The sequence below is a fragment of the Thioclava sp. NS-SX20 genome (assembly GCF_057380695.1).
In genome coordinates this window covers 287,114-302,568 of sequence record NZ_JBXXRY010000002.1, presented here as the reverse complement: position 1 = coordinate 302,568, position 15,455 = coordinate 287,114, and the positions used below count along the sequence as shown (strand labels likewise).

At 61.0% G+C, this 15,455-nt stretch carries 13 protein-coding genes and 1 pseudogene; 8 read left to right on the top strand and 6 right to left on the bottom strand.

Annotated elements, in window-relative coordinates; genetic code table 11:
- Window positions 1-112: 112 nt before the first annotated feature.
- Together AC2ISB_RS15030 and AC2ISB_RS15025 are read right to left on the bottom strand one after the other, a co-directional pair.
- Window positions 113-754 carry a LysE family translocator gene (locus AC2ISB_RS15030; protein ID WP_486576865.1) on the bottom strand — a complete coding sequence of 214 codons (642 nt, stop codon included), beginning with the start codon at window positions 752-754 and terminating at the stop codon, window positions 113-115.
- Window positions 751-1,452, bottom strand: coding sequence for a YqcI/YcgG family protein (locus tag AC2ISB_RS15025; protein WP_486576864.1), 702 nt, complete (start codon window positions 1,450-1,452; stop codon window positions 751-753). The genes AC2ISB_RS15030 and AC2ISB_RS15025 overlap by 4 nt, the downstream gene beginning before the upstream one ends.
- Before the next feature lie 202 nt (window positions 1,453-1,654).
- Between AC2ISB_RS15025 and AC2ISB_RS15020 the strand changes: the two genes are divergently transcribed.
- From AC2ISB_RS15020 to AC2ISB_RS14990, 7 genes and pseudogenes are all read left to right on the top strand, one after another.
- The gene (locus AC2ISB_RS15020) at window positions 1,655-2,566 is read left to right on the top strand and encodes a LysR family transcriptional regulator (protein ID WP_486576863.1); all 912 of its coding nucleotides are present in this window, start codon (window positions 1,655-1,657) and stop codon (window positions 2,564-2,566) included.
- Window positions 2,567-2,665: 99 nt separating this feature from the next.
- Window positions 2,666-2,887, top strand: a pseudogene (locus AC2ISB_RS15015) (transposase); the annotation flags it as partial.
- Window positions 2,888-3,551: 664 nt separating this feature from the next.
- Window positions 3,552-5,573: a tripartite tricarboxylate transporter permease gene (locus AC2ISB_RS15010; protein ID WP_486576862.1), complete on the top strand. Its 2,022-nt coding sequence runs from the start codon at window positions 3,552-3,554 to the stop codon at window positions 5,571-5,573.
- A gap of 97 nt (window positions 5,574-5,670) precedes the next feature.
- Window positions 5,671-5,856 carry a hypothetical protein gene (locus AC2ISB_RS15005; RefSeq protein ID WP_486576861.1) on the top strand — a complete coding sequence of 62 codons (186 nt, stop codon included), beginning with the start codon at window positions 5,671-5,673 and terminating at the stop codon, window positions 5,854-5,856.
- A gap of 132 nt (window positions 5,857-5,988) precedes the next feature.
- Window positions 5,989-7,044 (top strand): Bug family tripartite tricarboxylate transporter substrate binding protein, encoded by a 1,056-nt coding sequence (locus AC2ISB_RS15000; protein WP_486576860.1) that lies wholly within the window; start codon window positions 5,989-5,991, stop codon window positions 7,042-7,044.
- A gap of 201 nt (window positions 7,045-7,245) precedes the next feature.
- The gene (locus tag AC2ISB_RS14995) at window positions 7,246-8,121 is read left to right on the top strand and encodes an amidohydrolase family protein (RefSeq protein ID WP_486576859.1); all 876 of its coding nucleotides are present in this window, start codon (window positions 7,246-7,248) and stop codon (window positions 8,119-8,121) included.
- The gene (locus AC2ISB_RS14990; RefSeq protein ID WP_486576858.1) at window positions 8,118-9,050 is read left to right on the top strand and encodes a substrate-binding domain-containing protein; all 933 of its coding nucleotides are present in this window, start codon (window positions 8,118-8,120) and stop codon (window positions 9,048-9,050) included. Before AC2ISB_RS14995 ends, AC2ISB_RS14990 begins: the two co-directional genes overlap by 4 nt.
- A 105-nt stretch (window positions 9,051-9,155) precedes the next feature.
- Here AC2ISB_RS14990 and AC2ISB_RS14985 read toward each other — a convergent pair whose 3' ends face one another.
- Together AC2ISB_RS14985 and AC2ISB_RS14980 are read right to left on the bottom strand one after the other, a co-directional pair.
- The gene (locus tag AC2ISB_RS14985) at window positions 9,156-10,166 is read right to left on the bottom strand and encodes a VOC family protein (protein WP_486576857.1); all 1,011 of its coding nucleotides are present in this window, start codon (window positions 10,164-10,166) and stop codon (window positions 9,156-9,158) included.
- Between the two features lie 118 nt (window positions 10,167-10,284).
- The gene (locus tag AC2ISB_RS14980; RefSeq protein ID WP_486576856.1) at window positions 10,285-11,811 is read right to left on the bottom strand and encodes an aldehyde dehydrogenase (NADP(+)); all 1,527 of its coding nucleotides are present in this window, start codon (window positions 11,809-11,811) and stop codon (window positions 10,285-10,287) included.
- Window positions 11,812-12,073: 262 nt separating this feature from the next.
- On the opposite strand from AC2ISB_RS14980, the gene AC2ISB_RS14975 reads away from it, so the two are divergent.
- Complete coding sequence (locus AC2ISB_RS14975; RefSeq protein ID WP_486576855.1) at window positions 12,074-13,330, top strand: LysR family transcriptional regulator; 1,257 nt, start codon at window positions 12,074-12,076, stop codon at window positions 13,328-13,330.
- Window positions 13,331-13,393: 63 nt separating this feature from the next.
- On the opposite strand, the gene AC2ISB_RS14970 is transcribed toward AC2ISB_RS14975, so the two are convergent.
- Window positions 13,394-14,260 (bottom strand): HpcH/HpaI aldolase family protein, encoded by an 867-nt coding sequence (locus tag AC2ISB_RS14970; RefSeq protein WP_486576854.1) that lies wholly within the window; start codon window positions 14,258-14,260, stop codon window positions 13,394-13,396.
- 10 nt (window positions 14,261-14,270) lie between these two features.
- Window positions 14,271-15,281 (bottom strand): ABC transporter substrate-binding protein, encoded by a 1,011-nt coding sequence (locus AC2ISB_RS14965; protein ID WP_486576853.1) that lies wholly within the window; start codon window positions 15,279-15,281, stop codon window positions 14,271-14,273.
- Window positions 15,282-15,455 lie beyond the last annotated feature (174 nt).

The following is a 15,455-nucleotide window of genomic DNA, read 5'->3' as shown; positions in this document are numbered from 1 at the left end:
CACCTTGGCACATTGATGCCGATGGGCGCGGTCGGTCACATCATCAGAGCCCCGCTGGCATGACATTGACAGTTGTCGGTGGTCTTTTGCGGTAGAGGTTTCGGCTTATCATTTAACGGGGCACAGAGAGCAACTCGTTGAGAGAGTAGGCAAAGCCTGCGATGGCGACACAGAGCAGGAACCCTGCGGAGATCTGTGCGATCCGATGCGCCTGGCGGCGGAACACGCTGGTGTGGATGACGGCGGCGTAGCTGACGAGGATCGCAAAGTCGAAGAGAATCCAGAGCAAAGTCAGAATGATGAGACTGATCTCGTGTCGGCTGGTGATGCCGACAAATTGCGGGAAGAAGGCGACGAAAAACAGGATGTCCTTCGGGTTGGAGATGCCAACAAGAAACCCGTGCAACAGAGGAGAGGAGCCGCGTCGTGCCATCCCCAATTCCTCTGTGGGATCTGTTTCCTGCGAGGTCGGCCTGTGACGAAACGACTGAATGGCTATCCAGGCGATGAACAGGCAGCCGATAAGACTGACCCAGGTCAGCATCCTCACGTTGATGGTCATCAGGCCGGAAATCACCAGAGCAGCTGCGCCGATCAGGAAAAGCGAGGCCCAGTTGGTTCCGAATACAGTGAGCACGGCCTCACGCAACCCGCGCTTTGCGGCCGTGTTGAGAACGAGTGCGACAACGGGGCCAGGGGTTGCGATCAGCAAAACGATGGAGGTCAAATAGACCGACAGAAGCGTAAGGTTCATGAGGGCTCGACCTCTCTGGTTCGAGTGCGCATACGAAAGGGGCAAATGGTTTTCGGCGGACGATGCTCCTCGGCTAACTGGTACTGTCGCCATTCGAGGTTGCTGTGGCTACCGAAGAAGCCAAGCACATCGGGAACCGGCGCAGCGTTATATCTTTCGACGCGCTTGCGAATCGTCTGACGCACCCGGATACCCTTGCGGCTGTTCCGATTGGCGATCAGATCGAAGTTTTCACGCGGATTGATGACGAAGGTGATGTAGCCTCCAAGGTTGCGGCTTTTCAGGGTCACATGACCCGGGCAACTCATGTTGATAAACAGCTGCACCCCGTCGAAACAAAAGCTCCAGAGACTGTCTTCGGGGGCAATGGGGACGTTGGAAGGCCAGTCTTTTGTGTCGTTATGATGTAATGCCTGCAGTTGTCGCCAGCCGAACTGGTACTGATCGGCGAGCGTTGGAAAAATTCTCTGAAAAATCACAATCAGGGGCGTGTAAAGCCGGGTGCGCGCGGGCACTTGCCGGGTGAATTCCGTGTATCGCCGCAGGCCCTCTGAAAATTGGCCTGCTTCGTCGTCCTCATCGATGAAAAGGAACTTGAACGCCTCCCTTTTGAAGCCACTTTTTCCAAACAGGCATGGGAAATCAGGCTTGCGGAGGTGGGAAGAAAAGCCCCGAAACGCCACGGCTCTCCAGTCCATTTCAAGTTCTTTGTCGCGTCTCTCAATAAGCTCTGCCTCAATTGTAGACTGTTCTACAAGCACCCCTGGAGATATCCCTCTAAACATGAAAAAATGTTCTCCTCTATAACCTCTCAGTAGTTATCGCGATGAAAAATACCCTTGAAAAATGGAAATTCCTGCTTCTTGCTATGAGTAAAAGTTTTGATTGAGAGGTGCGGTGATGGCAAAAACTCTCCCTCCGCTATATGCTTTGCGAGCGTTCGAAGCGGCTGCCCGCACCGGATCGGCGACAGGTGCGGCCGAGGAGCTGAACCTGACGCAGAGTGCGATCAGCAAGCACATCAAAACGCTAGAGGCGCATTTCGGGCGTAAGCTGTTCCATCGTCATGGACCCCGGCTGGAGGTGACGCCGCAAGGTCAGATCTTCGCGGACGGTCTGAAGTACGGATTCAAACACATCGAGGATGCTTGTGCCGTCTTTCAGAGCGAGCGGAACGTTTTGCGTCTCAAGGCCCCCTCGACGCTGACGATGCGTTGGCTGCTTGATGCCGTGAGCCGGTTCCGGGCCATCGAGCCTAGCTTTGACGTGCAGATCAGCAGCGTGTGGATGGATATCGACACGGTTGATTTTTTTACCGAGCCCCACGATTGCGCGATTCTGCTCGGCTCGGGGCAGTTCGGGGAGGGCACCAGAAGCGCCAAGCTCTTCGATGAATGGCTGATCCCGATTTGTGCTCCGGCCTTGTATCGCGATCTTGGAAAGGATCTCGGCCGGTACGCTCTTATCCATCCCTCGCCCGATCGCCGCGACTGGCGACGCTGGCTCAGGCGGAGCGGGAGGGCAGAACAGGTGGACATCTCGCAGGGGCAGGTCTTTGACACGCTTGAGCAGGGCAACGCCGCCGCGACAGCCGGGCACGGGCTGTCGATCGGTGATCTCGTTTTAACCTCGGGTGCGGTATCGGATGGCCAGCTTGTAATGCCGTTCCCTGAAGCGGTGCAGACGTATGACGGGTACTTCATGGTTTGGCCTGAAAGCTGCAAGAAGCTCCGCTATCTGGAGAAATTCCTTGATTTCCTTCAGGAGGATGTGCCTGACCGAGCGACCTCCGGGCTGACATTTCTGGTTTGAGGCGACACTCAGCGCTTCAAACAATGCTTCATGTAAGAGTTCGAGGTCCGCTCCGTTCCGCGACATTGCTGACGTTGGCGCAGACAGCAGCGAAGGTCTCTGCGCGAGGCGCTGCGTCCCTTCTACAGCCACCTTGGCCGGCCCTCGATCGACCCCGAACTGATCATCCGGATGCTGGTGATAGGATATGTCATGGGGATCCGTTCGGAGCGTCGGCTCTGTGACGAGGTTCATCTGAACTTGGCCTATCGCTGGTTCTGCCGGTTGGGGTTGGAAGGCAATGTCCCCGACCACTCGACCTTCTCCCGCTATCGCCATGGCAACGCAATGGCATTGCCCAGCAGCGGCGAGTCCCAAAATCGGCGATTTCGGCCGACTTTTTCAACAACATCCGCCCTGATGTACAAAAAGTGGTGTCCGTTGCTGCGCGGCGCGTGAATGGCCGCTATCGGCCCCAGCGCCGGAAAGCATCGTGCCAGTAGACCAAAGGCCCACGATGCACTAACTTTTAAACCGGACCACTCAAGTGGGGCAGATCAAATCCAACTCGGCCCTTGGAAATCTATCCGCGGAGTTGAGTGGGAAACGCTGAAGTGGGTCGATTGGTAAAGCAACCGCCGCCTTCTCAGGCCCATCGGATACATTACCCCCTGCAGAAGCAGAGGAACTCTTTATTGTGTAAACTGAACTGATCGATATGGGCGCTTAGTTACTGAACAAATCACCCTCCGGCAAAGTCGGGGCGGTTCAGCACCGCAGTTGCAGCGCTATCGGTAAAAATTATGTCCGATAGATGGGTGCTTCCGGCTTTCCCAAACAATACTGCACAACCACCTGAATTCTTATGGCATCCTAAACGATTGCGATTGGCGCCCTCTTACCGTCCAGCGCAAGGATAGGTCTGACCCGTGAGGAGACGGGTTGCCAACTAGGAGGAGGCGGGAATGACCGGAATTGGCAGAGGCACGGCCTTGGGAGGCCGTCCATGACAGGCGCATTCGACATATCCTTTATGACGGATGCGGCAGGGGTGGCAATCGGCAATCTGATGTCGCTACCACGGTTGGGATTTCTGGTGCTGGGGGTGCTGGTGGGATTGTCCATCGGGCTGTTGCCGGGCATCGGCGGGATGACAGGCTTTGCGCTTCTGGTGCCATTTACCTATACAATGGACCCGTTTTCGGCCTTCGCCATGCTGCTGGGGATGCATTCGGTGACCTCGACCTCAGACACCATTCCGGCGGTGCTCTTTGGCGTACCTGGGACGGCGGCCTCGCAGGCGACGGTTCTTGACGGCCTGCCGATGACCAAGCGCGGCGAGGCGGGTCGCGCACTTAGCGCGGGGTTTACGGCCTCGGTCGTGGGCGGGTTGTTCGGAGCGCTCGTGCTCGCGGTATCAGTGCCGATCATCCGGCCCTTCGTTCTATCGATCGGCACGCCCGAGCTGCTGGCGATGACGGTTTTTGGCATTGCCATGGTCTCGGCGCTCTCGGGAAGCGCGCCTTTGCGCGGGCTGGTGGCGGCTTGTTTTGGCATTCTCGTGAGCATGGTCGGCATCGACAATCAGACCGGTGAGATACGCTGGGCGGGTAATGTCCTTTACCTATGGGACGGGGTGCCGATGTTGCCGGTGCTGCTGGGCATGTTCGCCCTGCCTGAACTCTGCGATATGGCGATTAAACGCGCGGCCCTGACCGAAAGCCCGACCGGCTCGATTCGTCAGGGGATGGCCAAGGGTGCTGGCGATGTCTTCCGCAACTGGTTTCTGGTTTTGCGCTGCTCGTCCATCGGCTCGCTTTTGGGGCTTATTCCCGGTATAACCGGCTCGGTCACCGACTGGATCGCCTATGGTCATGCGCTGCGTAGCGAGAGGGGCGCGAAGGAGAGTTTCACCAAAGGCGATGTGCGCGGGGTCATTGCGCCGGAATCAGCCAATAATGCCAAGGAGGGGGGGTCGCTAGTACCCACCGTCGCCTTCGGTGTGCCCGGCTCTGCGGCGCAAGCCATTTTGCTGGGGGCATTGATGATCCATGGCTTCGTGCCGGGACCCGAGCTGCTGACAACTCATCTGTCGGTCACCTATACGCTGGTCTGGTCAATTGCGCTGGCCAATATTTTCGGTGCGGGGCTGTGCTTCCTGCTGTCGGGGCAATTCGCCAAGATCTCGACGCTGCGCTATACGCTGGTTCTGCCCGGGGTAATCGTGCTGGTTTTCATCGGTGCTTTCCAAGGCTCGGGCGCATGGGGTGATTTTATCACGCTTATGGCCTTCGGGCTGTTAGGTTGGGCGATGAAGCGGCTGGGCTGGCCACGCCCGCCGCTGATCCTCGGGCTGGTGCTGGGGGTGCTTGTCGAACGCTATATGGCGATCTCGATCCAGCGCTACGGCTTCGATTGGCTCAGCCGCCCCGTGGTGATCTTGCTGTTCGCTATGGCCTTCATGGTGCTGTTCCGCCCGCTTTATACCGAGATCCGCGCTAGAGGGATGCGGGCGCTTATGCCGCGGGGGCGGTTCTCGGCCCGCCCGTCCGACCTGATGTATGTGGTGTTTCTCGGCTTGGGAGGCTGGATGTTCTGGCAGGCACAGGGCTGGAGCTTTGGCGCCAGAATCGGGCCGGTGATGGTATCGGGCACCTTGCTGGTGGCGGGCACGCTGAGCCTGATCTACCTGCTGCTGTCGGGGCGTGGCGTGCTGGCCGAGGAGGATCTATCGCATCGCGGGGTCCATATGGATCTAGCTTCGGATGATGGCAAATACGCCCGTCAGGCCTTTGCGCGCGGCATAGCGTTTTTCGGCTGGCTGACGGGTTTTCTGGCTCTGGTGGCTCTTGTCGGTATGCTACCGGCCATCCCGCTGCTGGTGATCGGGATGATGCGCATCGAAGGCGGAGAAAGCTGGCCGATAAGCCTGATCTATGCCGCGCTGACCACCTTGGGCGTCTGGTTGATCTTCAACGAGGTGATTCATGTGCCATGGCCCGATAACCTGTTGGAGCGGTTGCTCTGACTTGCAAGAGCGACATGGCCACTATTGAGAAAGATCATACCGCACGCAGGAAGGCTCCCCTATACTCGGGGGAGCCATTTTGTACGGAGATCTTCCCATGGCCTCTTTCGACCTTCCACGTTTGGCACATACAGGCAATCCGCTGAACTGGCTGGCCTGCGCTATCGATCACCTGCGCGCGGCCTCCGATATGGACCACAAGATACAGGATGCGCTGACCCGTGGCGCCTCGGGTGCGGCACTCCATGCGCAGATGGCCCGCGAGATCGCCCGCCACAGCTGAGACACCGCTTTTTTATCGGTGGGGTCCCGTTTCGTATTGGCGTTTTCCTTGCCTTCCGAGTCAGTCTTGTCTGGCGAATGCTCCTTTGCGGGGCCTCGTTTAGATAAGAAGAAATGACTTTGGGAGGAGATCATGACTTTTATCCGCCAACCGCCGCTTGCGCTGGCCTTTGCTCTTGGCGCTGCGGGAGCGGTGTGGGCCTCAGCACCACTGGCCGCGCAGACACCCGAGGAATTTTACACCGGCAAGACCGTCACCCTGACGGTGGGGGCTGCGGCGGGCGGCTTTGCCGATACAATCGCCCGCGCCTTTGTGACCGAGTTCCAGAAGAACTTCCCCGGCCATCCCGATATCGTTGTGGTCAACAAACCGGGTGCGGGGGGGCTGGTGGCGGCCGCCCAGATCGCGCGCACCGAGCCCAAGGATGGCACCACGCTGGCCTTCCTGATCGGTAATGTGCTGACTACGCCGCTTATCGCCGGCAAGGAAAAGCAGTTCGATCCGCATAGCGTGCAGTGGATCGGCTCTTTGGAGAACGGCGATTACCCCTATACGCTTTATGCCGGCACCGGCTCTGGCATCACCACGCCCGAGGATCTAAAATCCAAGACATTGGTCGAGGGGGCCACCTCCTATACCAATTACAACCGGGTCTTTCCTGCGCTGATGAACGATATGATTGGCACGAAATTTGATATCGTGGCGGGGTATAAAGGCGCGGGCGAGGTCTATCTGGCGCTTGAGCGCGGCGAGGTTCAGGGCTGGATGGAGGGCGCGCATCCGATGTGGGGCGATACCAATAAGGCCAGCCAGATGCTCAAGGACGGGGAGATCCACCCCGTTATGCTGATGGCGCGCGAGAAAAATGAGAGCTGGCCCGATCTGCCGGTGCTGGGCGACTACCTTGTGGGAGATCTGCAGAAGGAGGTTGCAGGCTTTCTGATCGATTCCAGTGCGACGGGGCGGCCGATTGCCGTTCCCGCCGAAGTGCCCGCCGATAGGGTGGCCGCGATCCGCACAGCTTTCGAAGCAACGCTTGATGACCCCGAGGCGGTCGCGCGGATGAAGAAAGTACTGCGTACACCGGTCAAGAAGATAAACGCCGAACAGGTGCAATCGCTGATTGACGGCTTCTATGCGGCGCCCCCCGAGGTACTGAAACAGGTGCGCTCCTATATGGTGCAATAGGCCACTCCAGATCGGGAGTGTCTTTCAAAGGGCTGGCGCGCGCCGGCCCTTTTGCCTGCTCTCCTGACGTGCCTATCGGAAGTTGTTATTCGGTCATTCGATCTTGCGCCAGCCACGTTCCCCGATGCCCGTCCCGCGTCTAGCCTGAAGGGGCCGCGCGCCATGCCCGAAAGGGCCGCGCGCCATTTCAGGGAGGCCAGCATGGCAGACAGGATCATCGACATTCACCCCCATATCATCGCCGCCGACAGTACCCGCTATCCGCACCGCCCCTTGGGCGGCATCCGGTCCGATTGGTCGGCCGAGCGTCCGTTCCCTTTCGCGCAATATATCCGCGAGATGGAGGCCGCAGGTGTGGCGGCTGCGGCCATGGTGCAATCGGCCACGACCTATGGCTATGATAATTCCTATGTTGCAGATTGCGTGGGCACGGATGCGCGCTTTACCGGTGTCTTTACGGTCGATATTGCCGCCCCCGATGCGGTGGCCAGGATCAATGCATGGCGCGCGCGCGGCATGGGCGGGTTGCGGCTTTTCGGTGCGGGCTCGACAGTGCAGAGCGACGGGCGCTGGATGATCGCCCCCGAGACCTTTGCTGTCTGGGAATATATGGCCGAGATCGGTATGCCGGTCTGCATCCAGACGACAAAGATCGGGCTCCCCGTGGTCGAAGAGATCCTGTCGCGCTTTCCCGAGGTGACGGTGGTGCTTGATCATCTGGGCCGCCCAGATCTGACCGACGGCGCCCCATACCGCAATGCGGCCCCGCTCTGGGCGCTTGCGCGCTTTGACAATCTGGTGCTGAAAATCACCCCCCGTACTTTCGATCTGGCCGAGAAAGCCCCCGCCTCACCCACGAGTTTCTTCCCCAGATTGGTGGCGGAATTCGGGGCCGAACGGCTGGCTTGGGGGTCGAATTTCCCGGCCAATACTGGCACGCTGAAAGAGCTGGTCGATCAGGGCCACCGTTGTTTTGCCGATCTCAGCGCCGCCGAGCGCCGCGCCATATGGGGGGACACCGCTGCGCGGCTCTATCCCGAACTTGCCGCAACCGAACTGGAGGCCCTTCGCGCATGAGCACTCTTTTGCAAAGCTTCCCCGATATGGGCTATGCCTCCAGCGGTCCGCTGGCTCTGCGCGCCAATATCACCGAGTTTCCGCCGACCCGCGCACTCTTGGCGGGCGAGATCGGCTCGGATCTCCTGCGCTTCGATTTTGCGGGGCTGAAAAACGCGCATGCAGGGTTCAAGCCGATGCTGCGCGAGGGTGCCTATGACATCTCGGAGATGGCCATAGCAACCTTTCTTCAGGCCTATGCTTATGGCAAGCCGATCAGTCTCTTGCCCTTTACCGTGCTGGGGCGGTTCCAGCATCATTGCATCGGCTATAATACCGATCGCCATGCCCATCTGCGCCCGCAGGACCTAGCGGGCAAAACGGTGGGCGTGCGTTCCTACACGCAGACCACAGCGCTCTGGGTGCGTGGCATCTTGCAAAACGACCATGGCGTCGATCCCGACACGGTCCGTTGGATCTGTTTTGACCAGCCCCATCTGGCCGAATATACCGACCCGCCCAGCCGTGAATGGGGCCCCGAGGGGGGCGATCCGGTAAAGATGCTGCTTGCGGGCGAGATCGATGCCGCCGTTCTGGGGATGAACATGCCCAAGGACGCGCGGATCAGGCCACTGATCCCCGATCCGCATCAGGCGGCGCTCGAGTGGTATGCCCGCGAAAAGGTCGTGCCGCCCAACCATTTTCTGGTGGTGCCCGACGCGCTTTGCGAGCAGCGTCCTGATGTGGTCCGCGAGATCTGGCGCATGCTGGTGGAAAGCCGTAAGGCCGCAGGCTTCGAGGCCGAGATCAACGCCACGCCTTATGGGCTGGAGGCCGTGCGCCCGTCGCTGGAACTGGCGGTGAAATTCGCGCTGCAGCAACATATGATCACCGAAGCGCCTTTGATCGACAGCCTCTTTCACCCGCTGCTCCGTGAAATCGCCCGCTGATCACGCGCCAAGGGACCGCAAGACAGGAGTACGACAAAGGGGGCCACGCGGCCCCCTTTTTGCTATCTGACCGGATGGGGTCAAACGGGGGCCGAAGCCCCCGGTTCAGGCCGGTTGCGGGTGGCGCGGATCGCTGAGCGAGGTCCAGCGCGCCTTTGGGCCACCTGCCGGTTCGATGCCGTCGAAATGGGTCATTTCTTCGCGCCATTCCTGTGGTGGGCCCTTGCCCCATGGCACAAGCGAGACACCATCGCGCGAACTCCACGCATTGGGCTGGTCCTCGGGGTCTATAAATTGCATCGGCGACAGGATGAACTCGATCCGGTTGCCATCGGGGTCGCGGAAGTAGAGGAAGACCCCATTGGGCGGCCCATGCCGCCCCGGACCATGTTCGACATCGCGCCCGTAGCCCATATTTGCCGCGATGTCGGCGGCGCGCAGAAGCGCCTGCAGATCCGAGACGACAAAGGCCACATGATGCAGCCTCGGGCCCATCGCCTCGGCCATCACCAGATCATGAGGGTTGTTCTTACGGCTAAGGAAGATGCTCAGCACCTTACCGCTTTCTTCGTCCAGCGTGTATTTCGAGGGCCGGAACCCCAAACCCATAAAACGTTTCACCGCCAGAGTGGCATCGGGCACCGCGCATTGGTAATGATCGAGCCGCAGGACCCGCCCTCCCTTCTGTGCACGGAAATCATTGAGCATCCTCGGGCGCAGTTCCATCGACGAGCACAGCTCGACCGGGGGGAAGCCTTCGCCAAAGCGGGTCAGCAGACTGAGCCCCTGATAGGGGCGGTCGATGATCTGCGCGCTGCCGCCTATCGCCTCGAAATGTGCTTTGGCGCGACGGATGTCGGCCTCTGACGCGACCCGCATGCCAATACATTCTGCCCTGCCCGCACGGGCCGGATCCTGTATCAGCACCACGCTATGGTGGCAGGCCTCCTCGATCCCGCGCAGATAGGCGATTGCACCGTCGCGGTCGCTCAGCACGAAGCCAAGCACCTCGGTGTAGAATTCGATCGACCTTGCGAGGTCTTTCACGAAATAGCGCACATGACTAGCGCGGGTGATGGTGAAGGGCGGGTCTGTCACAATCTCTGGTATGCTCATAATCTCCTCCTTTTCGGACTCCTCTTCCCGACCGCATATCGGCGGCTGTCTTCAGGTATAGCCTATCGGCAGCTGGCAGGGGCATCACCTTTCGGCGCCGGGCGATAACTCCTGTGGTTCAAGGCCGAGACGCCCAGTCGTCGGGCAACAGGTCTTCGGGCAGGTTCTGGTAACAGACGGGGCGCAGGAAACGACGGATCGACAGCGTGCCCACAGAGGTCGCTCCGAAGTTGGTCGAGGCCGGATAGGGGCCGCCATGGACCATCGCCTCGCAGACCTCCACGCCCGTCGGGAAGCCGTTGACCAAAATCCTGCCCGCGCGGCGTTCAAGAACTGGCACCAGCGCGCGCGCAAGGGCGGTATCTTCCGGCTCCATCTGTATAGTGGCGGTCAACTGGCCACCGATCTGCCGGGCCAGTGCCTGCATCTGCTCGGGCGATTCCAGCCGGACCACCAGTCCCAAGGGGCCAAAGACCTCTTCGGACAGCTCGGGCCTTTGCATGAACTGTGCAAATCCGACCTCGTAAAGCGCGGGGCTGGCAAGACGACCCGCCTCGGGCTGGCCTATGACCCTGCGCGCATAGCGTGCCAGACGCGCCTGCCCGTCGCGATAGGCCTCGGCGATCCCCTCGCTCAGCATGACCTGCGCAGGCATCTCGCCCAACGTATGGGCGGCGGCGGAGAGAAAAGGCTCTGCGCCCGCGTCGATCACCGCAATGCCCGGTTTCGTGCAGAACTGGCCTGCTCCCATGCCTAAAGATCCCGCCCAGCCCGCGCCGATCTGGGCCGCGCGCGCGCGACCTGCAGCAGGCAGGACAAACATCGGGTTTACGCTGCCCAATTCGCCAAAGAAGGGAATCGGCTCGGGGCGGCTGGCACAAAGGTCGAAGAGCGCCCGCCCGCCGGTCAGGCTTCCGGTAAAGCCCACCGCCGTGATCAGCGGATGGCACACCAGCGCCTCGCCCACCGCGCGCCGTCCGCCCTGTATCAGCGAAAAGATCCCTGCGGGCATCTTGCAGCGCTTGATTGCGGCATGGATCGCCTCGGCCATGATCTCGCCAGTGCCGGGATGGGCGGAGTGCCCCTTTACCACCACCGGACAGCCCGCCGCCAGCGCCGCTGCCGTATCACCCCCCGCCACCGAGAAAGCCAGCGGGAAGTTCGAGGCCCCGAAGACCGCCACCGGACCGATGGGGCGCTGCATCAGCTTCAGATCGGGGCGCGGCAGGGGTGCGCGCTCTGCCAGCACCAAGTCGTGACGCCGATCCAGATAGTCGCCACGTGTAATGGTCTCGGCAAAAAGCCGCAGCTGCGCGGTGGTGCGCGCCCTCTCGCCCTCAAGACGGGCAGGCGGCAGGCCGGTCTCGCGGCTGGCGATATCGGTGATTTGCGTGCCGCGTGTCTCGATTTCGGCGGCAATCGCGCGCAAAAAAGCGGCGCGGGCGGTGGCGGGCATTGCGCCATAGGTCTCGAAGGCCGCATTGGCGGCCTGACAGGCACGATCCACCAGATCGGGCGTACCAGCGGCAAAGCGATACACAGGCCCTCGGGCGGGGGTCGAGGTGAACGCCTCCGCGCTCTCCAGCCATTGCCCCGCCACCAGATGCCGCCCCTGCGGGACGTAATTCTCGAGTATCTGCTCCATCGATCCTCCCCTGGATTGCGCCGCCTGCACAGGCGACCTGAGGCCAGAGAGTGGCGCGGGGAGGCAGGCCGTACCATCCCTACGGGCAAAGAACCTATGGCCCATGACAAGAACCTATTGGCGATGCGGAGGCGCTGTTTTACGCTTGATATTGGAGGAACGGGCCGGTTTCCGGTCCGATACGGGGTGGTTCACTGGCGGGGAGGCTGGGGAAGATCCTGTTGAAGGGCTATTTGACGGCTCGACAAAGGGGAGGAAATTTATGATCCAATATGGCGAAAGTCCCAATCTGCGGCATCTGCGGATGGTGCAGGTGATTGGTGAATTGGGTGGCGTGAGCGTCGCCTCGCGGATGCTGGCCACCTCGCAGCCAGCGGTGACGCAGGCAGTGGCCAACATCGAAGAAGCGCTTGGCACGCCGATTTTCGACCGCTGTGCCACAGGCACCTATGCCACGCCTCAGGGCGCGCAGTATCTGCGCCGCGTGGCGCGCTTTTTCGAGATCCTCGATGCGGCGCTCAGCGCGGTTACCAGCCATAGCGAAGAGAACGGGAAACCCGCACCACAGGCCGACCGGCTGATGACCGGCACCCAGATGCGCGCGCTGATGGTGACCGCCGAGCAGGGCCGCGTAGCCGAGATCGCCGCCGCGCTGGGGGTGTCTCCAGCCTCACTCTACCGTTCGACGCGGGCGCTGGAGCGGGTGTTGGGGCGCAGCTTCTTCGACCGCACGGCGCAGGGGCCGATCCCCAATCGCACGGGGCAGATGCTAGCGCGCGAATTCCGTCGGGCCATGCGCGAGCTGGATCTGGCGCATGGCGAGGCTCGGATGGCTCAGGGCGCCGACAGTCTGGAGCTGGTGGTGGGGGCGTTGCCTTTGGCAGGCAGCCATGAGCTGGCCTGTGCCGCGCGCGCCTTTCTGGCCGGGCATCCCAATGTGAAGCTGCGGCTGGTGTCGGGCAATTATCACAAGCTGCTGGATGATCTGGCCAATGCCCGCATCGATATGATCTTCGGTATCCTGCGTAAACCCGATTGGGCAAGCGATATCGAGGAAGAGCCGATGTTTCAGGACAGCTACTGTATGGTGGCCCGCCCGGATCATCCGCTGACCCGTCTGGATGTGGTCACCCCGCAAGATCTGGCCGCCTATGCCTGGACCGTGCCTGCCAAGGGAACGCCGCGCAGACGTCGGATCGACCGGATTTTCGAGGGGATGACCCCGCCTGCCTTCGACATAGAGACCAGTTCGCTGACCATGTCGAAGGTGCTCTTGCAAAGCTCGGATACAATCACACTGCTGACATGCTCCGAGGTACAGCTGGATCTCGATCTTGGCACGCTGGTAAATTTGCCCTGTCCCTATCTGGACGACATATTAACCAAGGGGATCACCACCCGCGCCGACTGGCTGCCCACCACCGCGCATGAGGCGTTTCTGGCCTGCCTGCGTGACATCACCGCCCGCGCGCGCCACCACCGGATCCGGCAAGGGCGCGGAATACGGCTGGCCTCCTGAGGGCGCGAAATGCCACAAACACCCGCCGGTGGGCTCCGGCGGGTGCATTGTCACATGTTGGGCTTAGACCGGGACGGGCTCACGCATCAGCATTTGCGCCTGATCCAGCGTTGCATAATTGCGTGGCGCGGCGGTGAAGAGAATGGAATAGCCCTCCTTGATCACCTGCGCCACATTGGCCGCCGTGACATGGGGATGCGCCACATGTACCCCCGCCGCGTTGGCCTTGGCAAGGATCTCGCGCTTGGCACGCTGCATATCGGGATGCTCGTATTGACGCGGACAACCCAGTTGCTGTGACAGATCGCCCTCACCTACCATGATCGCCCCGATCCCTGGCACTTTCAGGATGGCGTCGAGATTGTCCATCGCCTCGACGCTTTCAATCATCATCACCGCCATGATCTCGCCCTCGGGCTTGAGAGGCCAAAGGTCGGCACGGGCATAATACTCGGGCACAGTCAGCCCCCAGTAGCGCGCCGCCGCATTGGGCGCATCGCCGCGAATGCCCTTGGGTTCGTAATCCGGTGCCCCTTTCGGGCGCCCGTAGCGGCAGGCCGCCACCGCATTGAGCGCCTGTGCGGCTGTCCCGATATGCGGAAAGACCACGCCATAGACCCCCTGATCGAGCACCTGTTTCACCATCCAGGAAGTCATCTCGGCCCCATTTGCGGGGATGCGCACGAAGGGTGTGACCGAGGGGCTGAGCGAGCCGCCCTCCACCATACGGCGCCGATTGAGCAGAAATTGCAGCGCATCACGCAATTCCGAGGCCGAATAGGGCGTATGCTCCATCTCGAAGAGCACCCCGTCATAGGCTGAAAGACCAAGTTGGGTGGCCTCTTCGCGTTCGGCGCGGGCGAAGGTCATGGTTGCGCGGCGGCCTTGTTCAAGCGCTGCGATAATGCCGTTCAGGCGGTCGATTTTCATAGCGGTCTCCTCAAAGCGGTAAGAACATATCTTCGGCGGCATAAAGCTTGGGGATCAGCCCCTGCTGATGGCCATAGCGGATCAGTGCCTCGATCGAGGCGCGGTTGGCCTCCAGCCCATAGGGCAGCGGATCGCCCCCCGTGATCTGCGCATGGCGGCGGTCACGGGCCGCGGTCTTGCCCGCGGCGGTGCCCTCTTCGAGGGCCTCGAGATAGGGGGCTTTGGCGGTGGTAAAGGCGTCAAACAGCTCCTGCGCGAGGGTCGGGTGGCGCGCCAGAACCTCCTCCTTCACCGCCAGACAGCCGTGGATCGGATAGATCCCGTCACGGGCGAATTGCTCGGCATCCAGACGCGCGGGCTCGTCAAACAGCTCGCGCAGATTGTCGGGCAGGGCAGGGCCGTCATGGCTCCAGCTTTCGCCCGGCTTTCCGGTGCGCCCGATGCCCGCATCGCCGGTGCAGGCCGCATCAAGCCGCCCCTCCGCCATCAGCGCCACAAGCGACGCGCCTTCGCGAACATGTTCGACATTGGGCGGTAGCCGGAGTGCCACCACATGTTCCTCGTCATCCACGACCCATGTCACGCGGTCGATATCGACCCCATAGGCATTTTGCAGCATGCCACGTTTCCACACCCCCGTCGTCACCGAATAGGCGCGCACGCCAAAGCGCTTGCCTTCAAGGTCCTTGGGGGTCGTGATCCCGGCCTCGGGGCGGACCAATATTCCGTCATGGTGAAAGCGACGCACGAAAAACAGCGGCAGCGCTTTGATTGGCACGCCATGGGCTCTGGCGATCATATAGGTGGTCGGGGCGATTTCGCAGATGTCATATTCAAGGTCGCGCACCATCCGGCGGAAGGCCGCGATATGGGGTTTTACATCGACAAACTCTAGCGGTTGCGACAGGCGGATCGCGCCGGATTTAATGGCCTCGGTATAGGGGTAGCTGCGCAGAGCAACCCGCAGTCTTTCTGTCTCGGAGCCCGCACGGACCTGCGGCATTTGGGCGGTGTCTGACATGTTCTCCTCCTGTCATCGACATTGGCCCATCTGAGCGTTTCGGGCGCACGTCATAAAATAGGAAATAGCGCGCGCCCCATAGGATGCCCTGCCTTTGCGGGCGCGGACCCATGCGGCTTATGGGCGCTCACAGAGTTTCTATGGACCAAGCGCGTTTGGGGGATTGGCGCACGC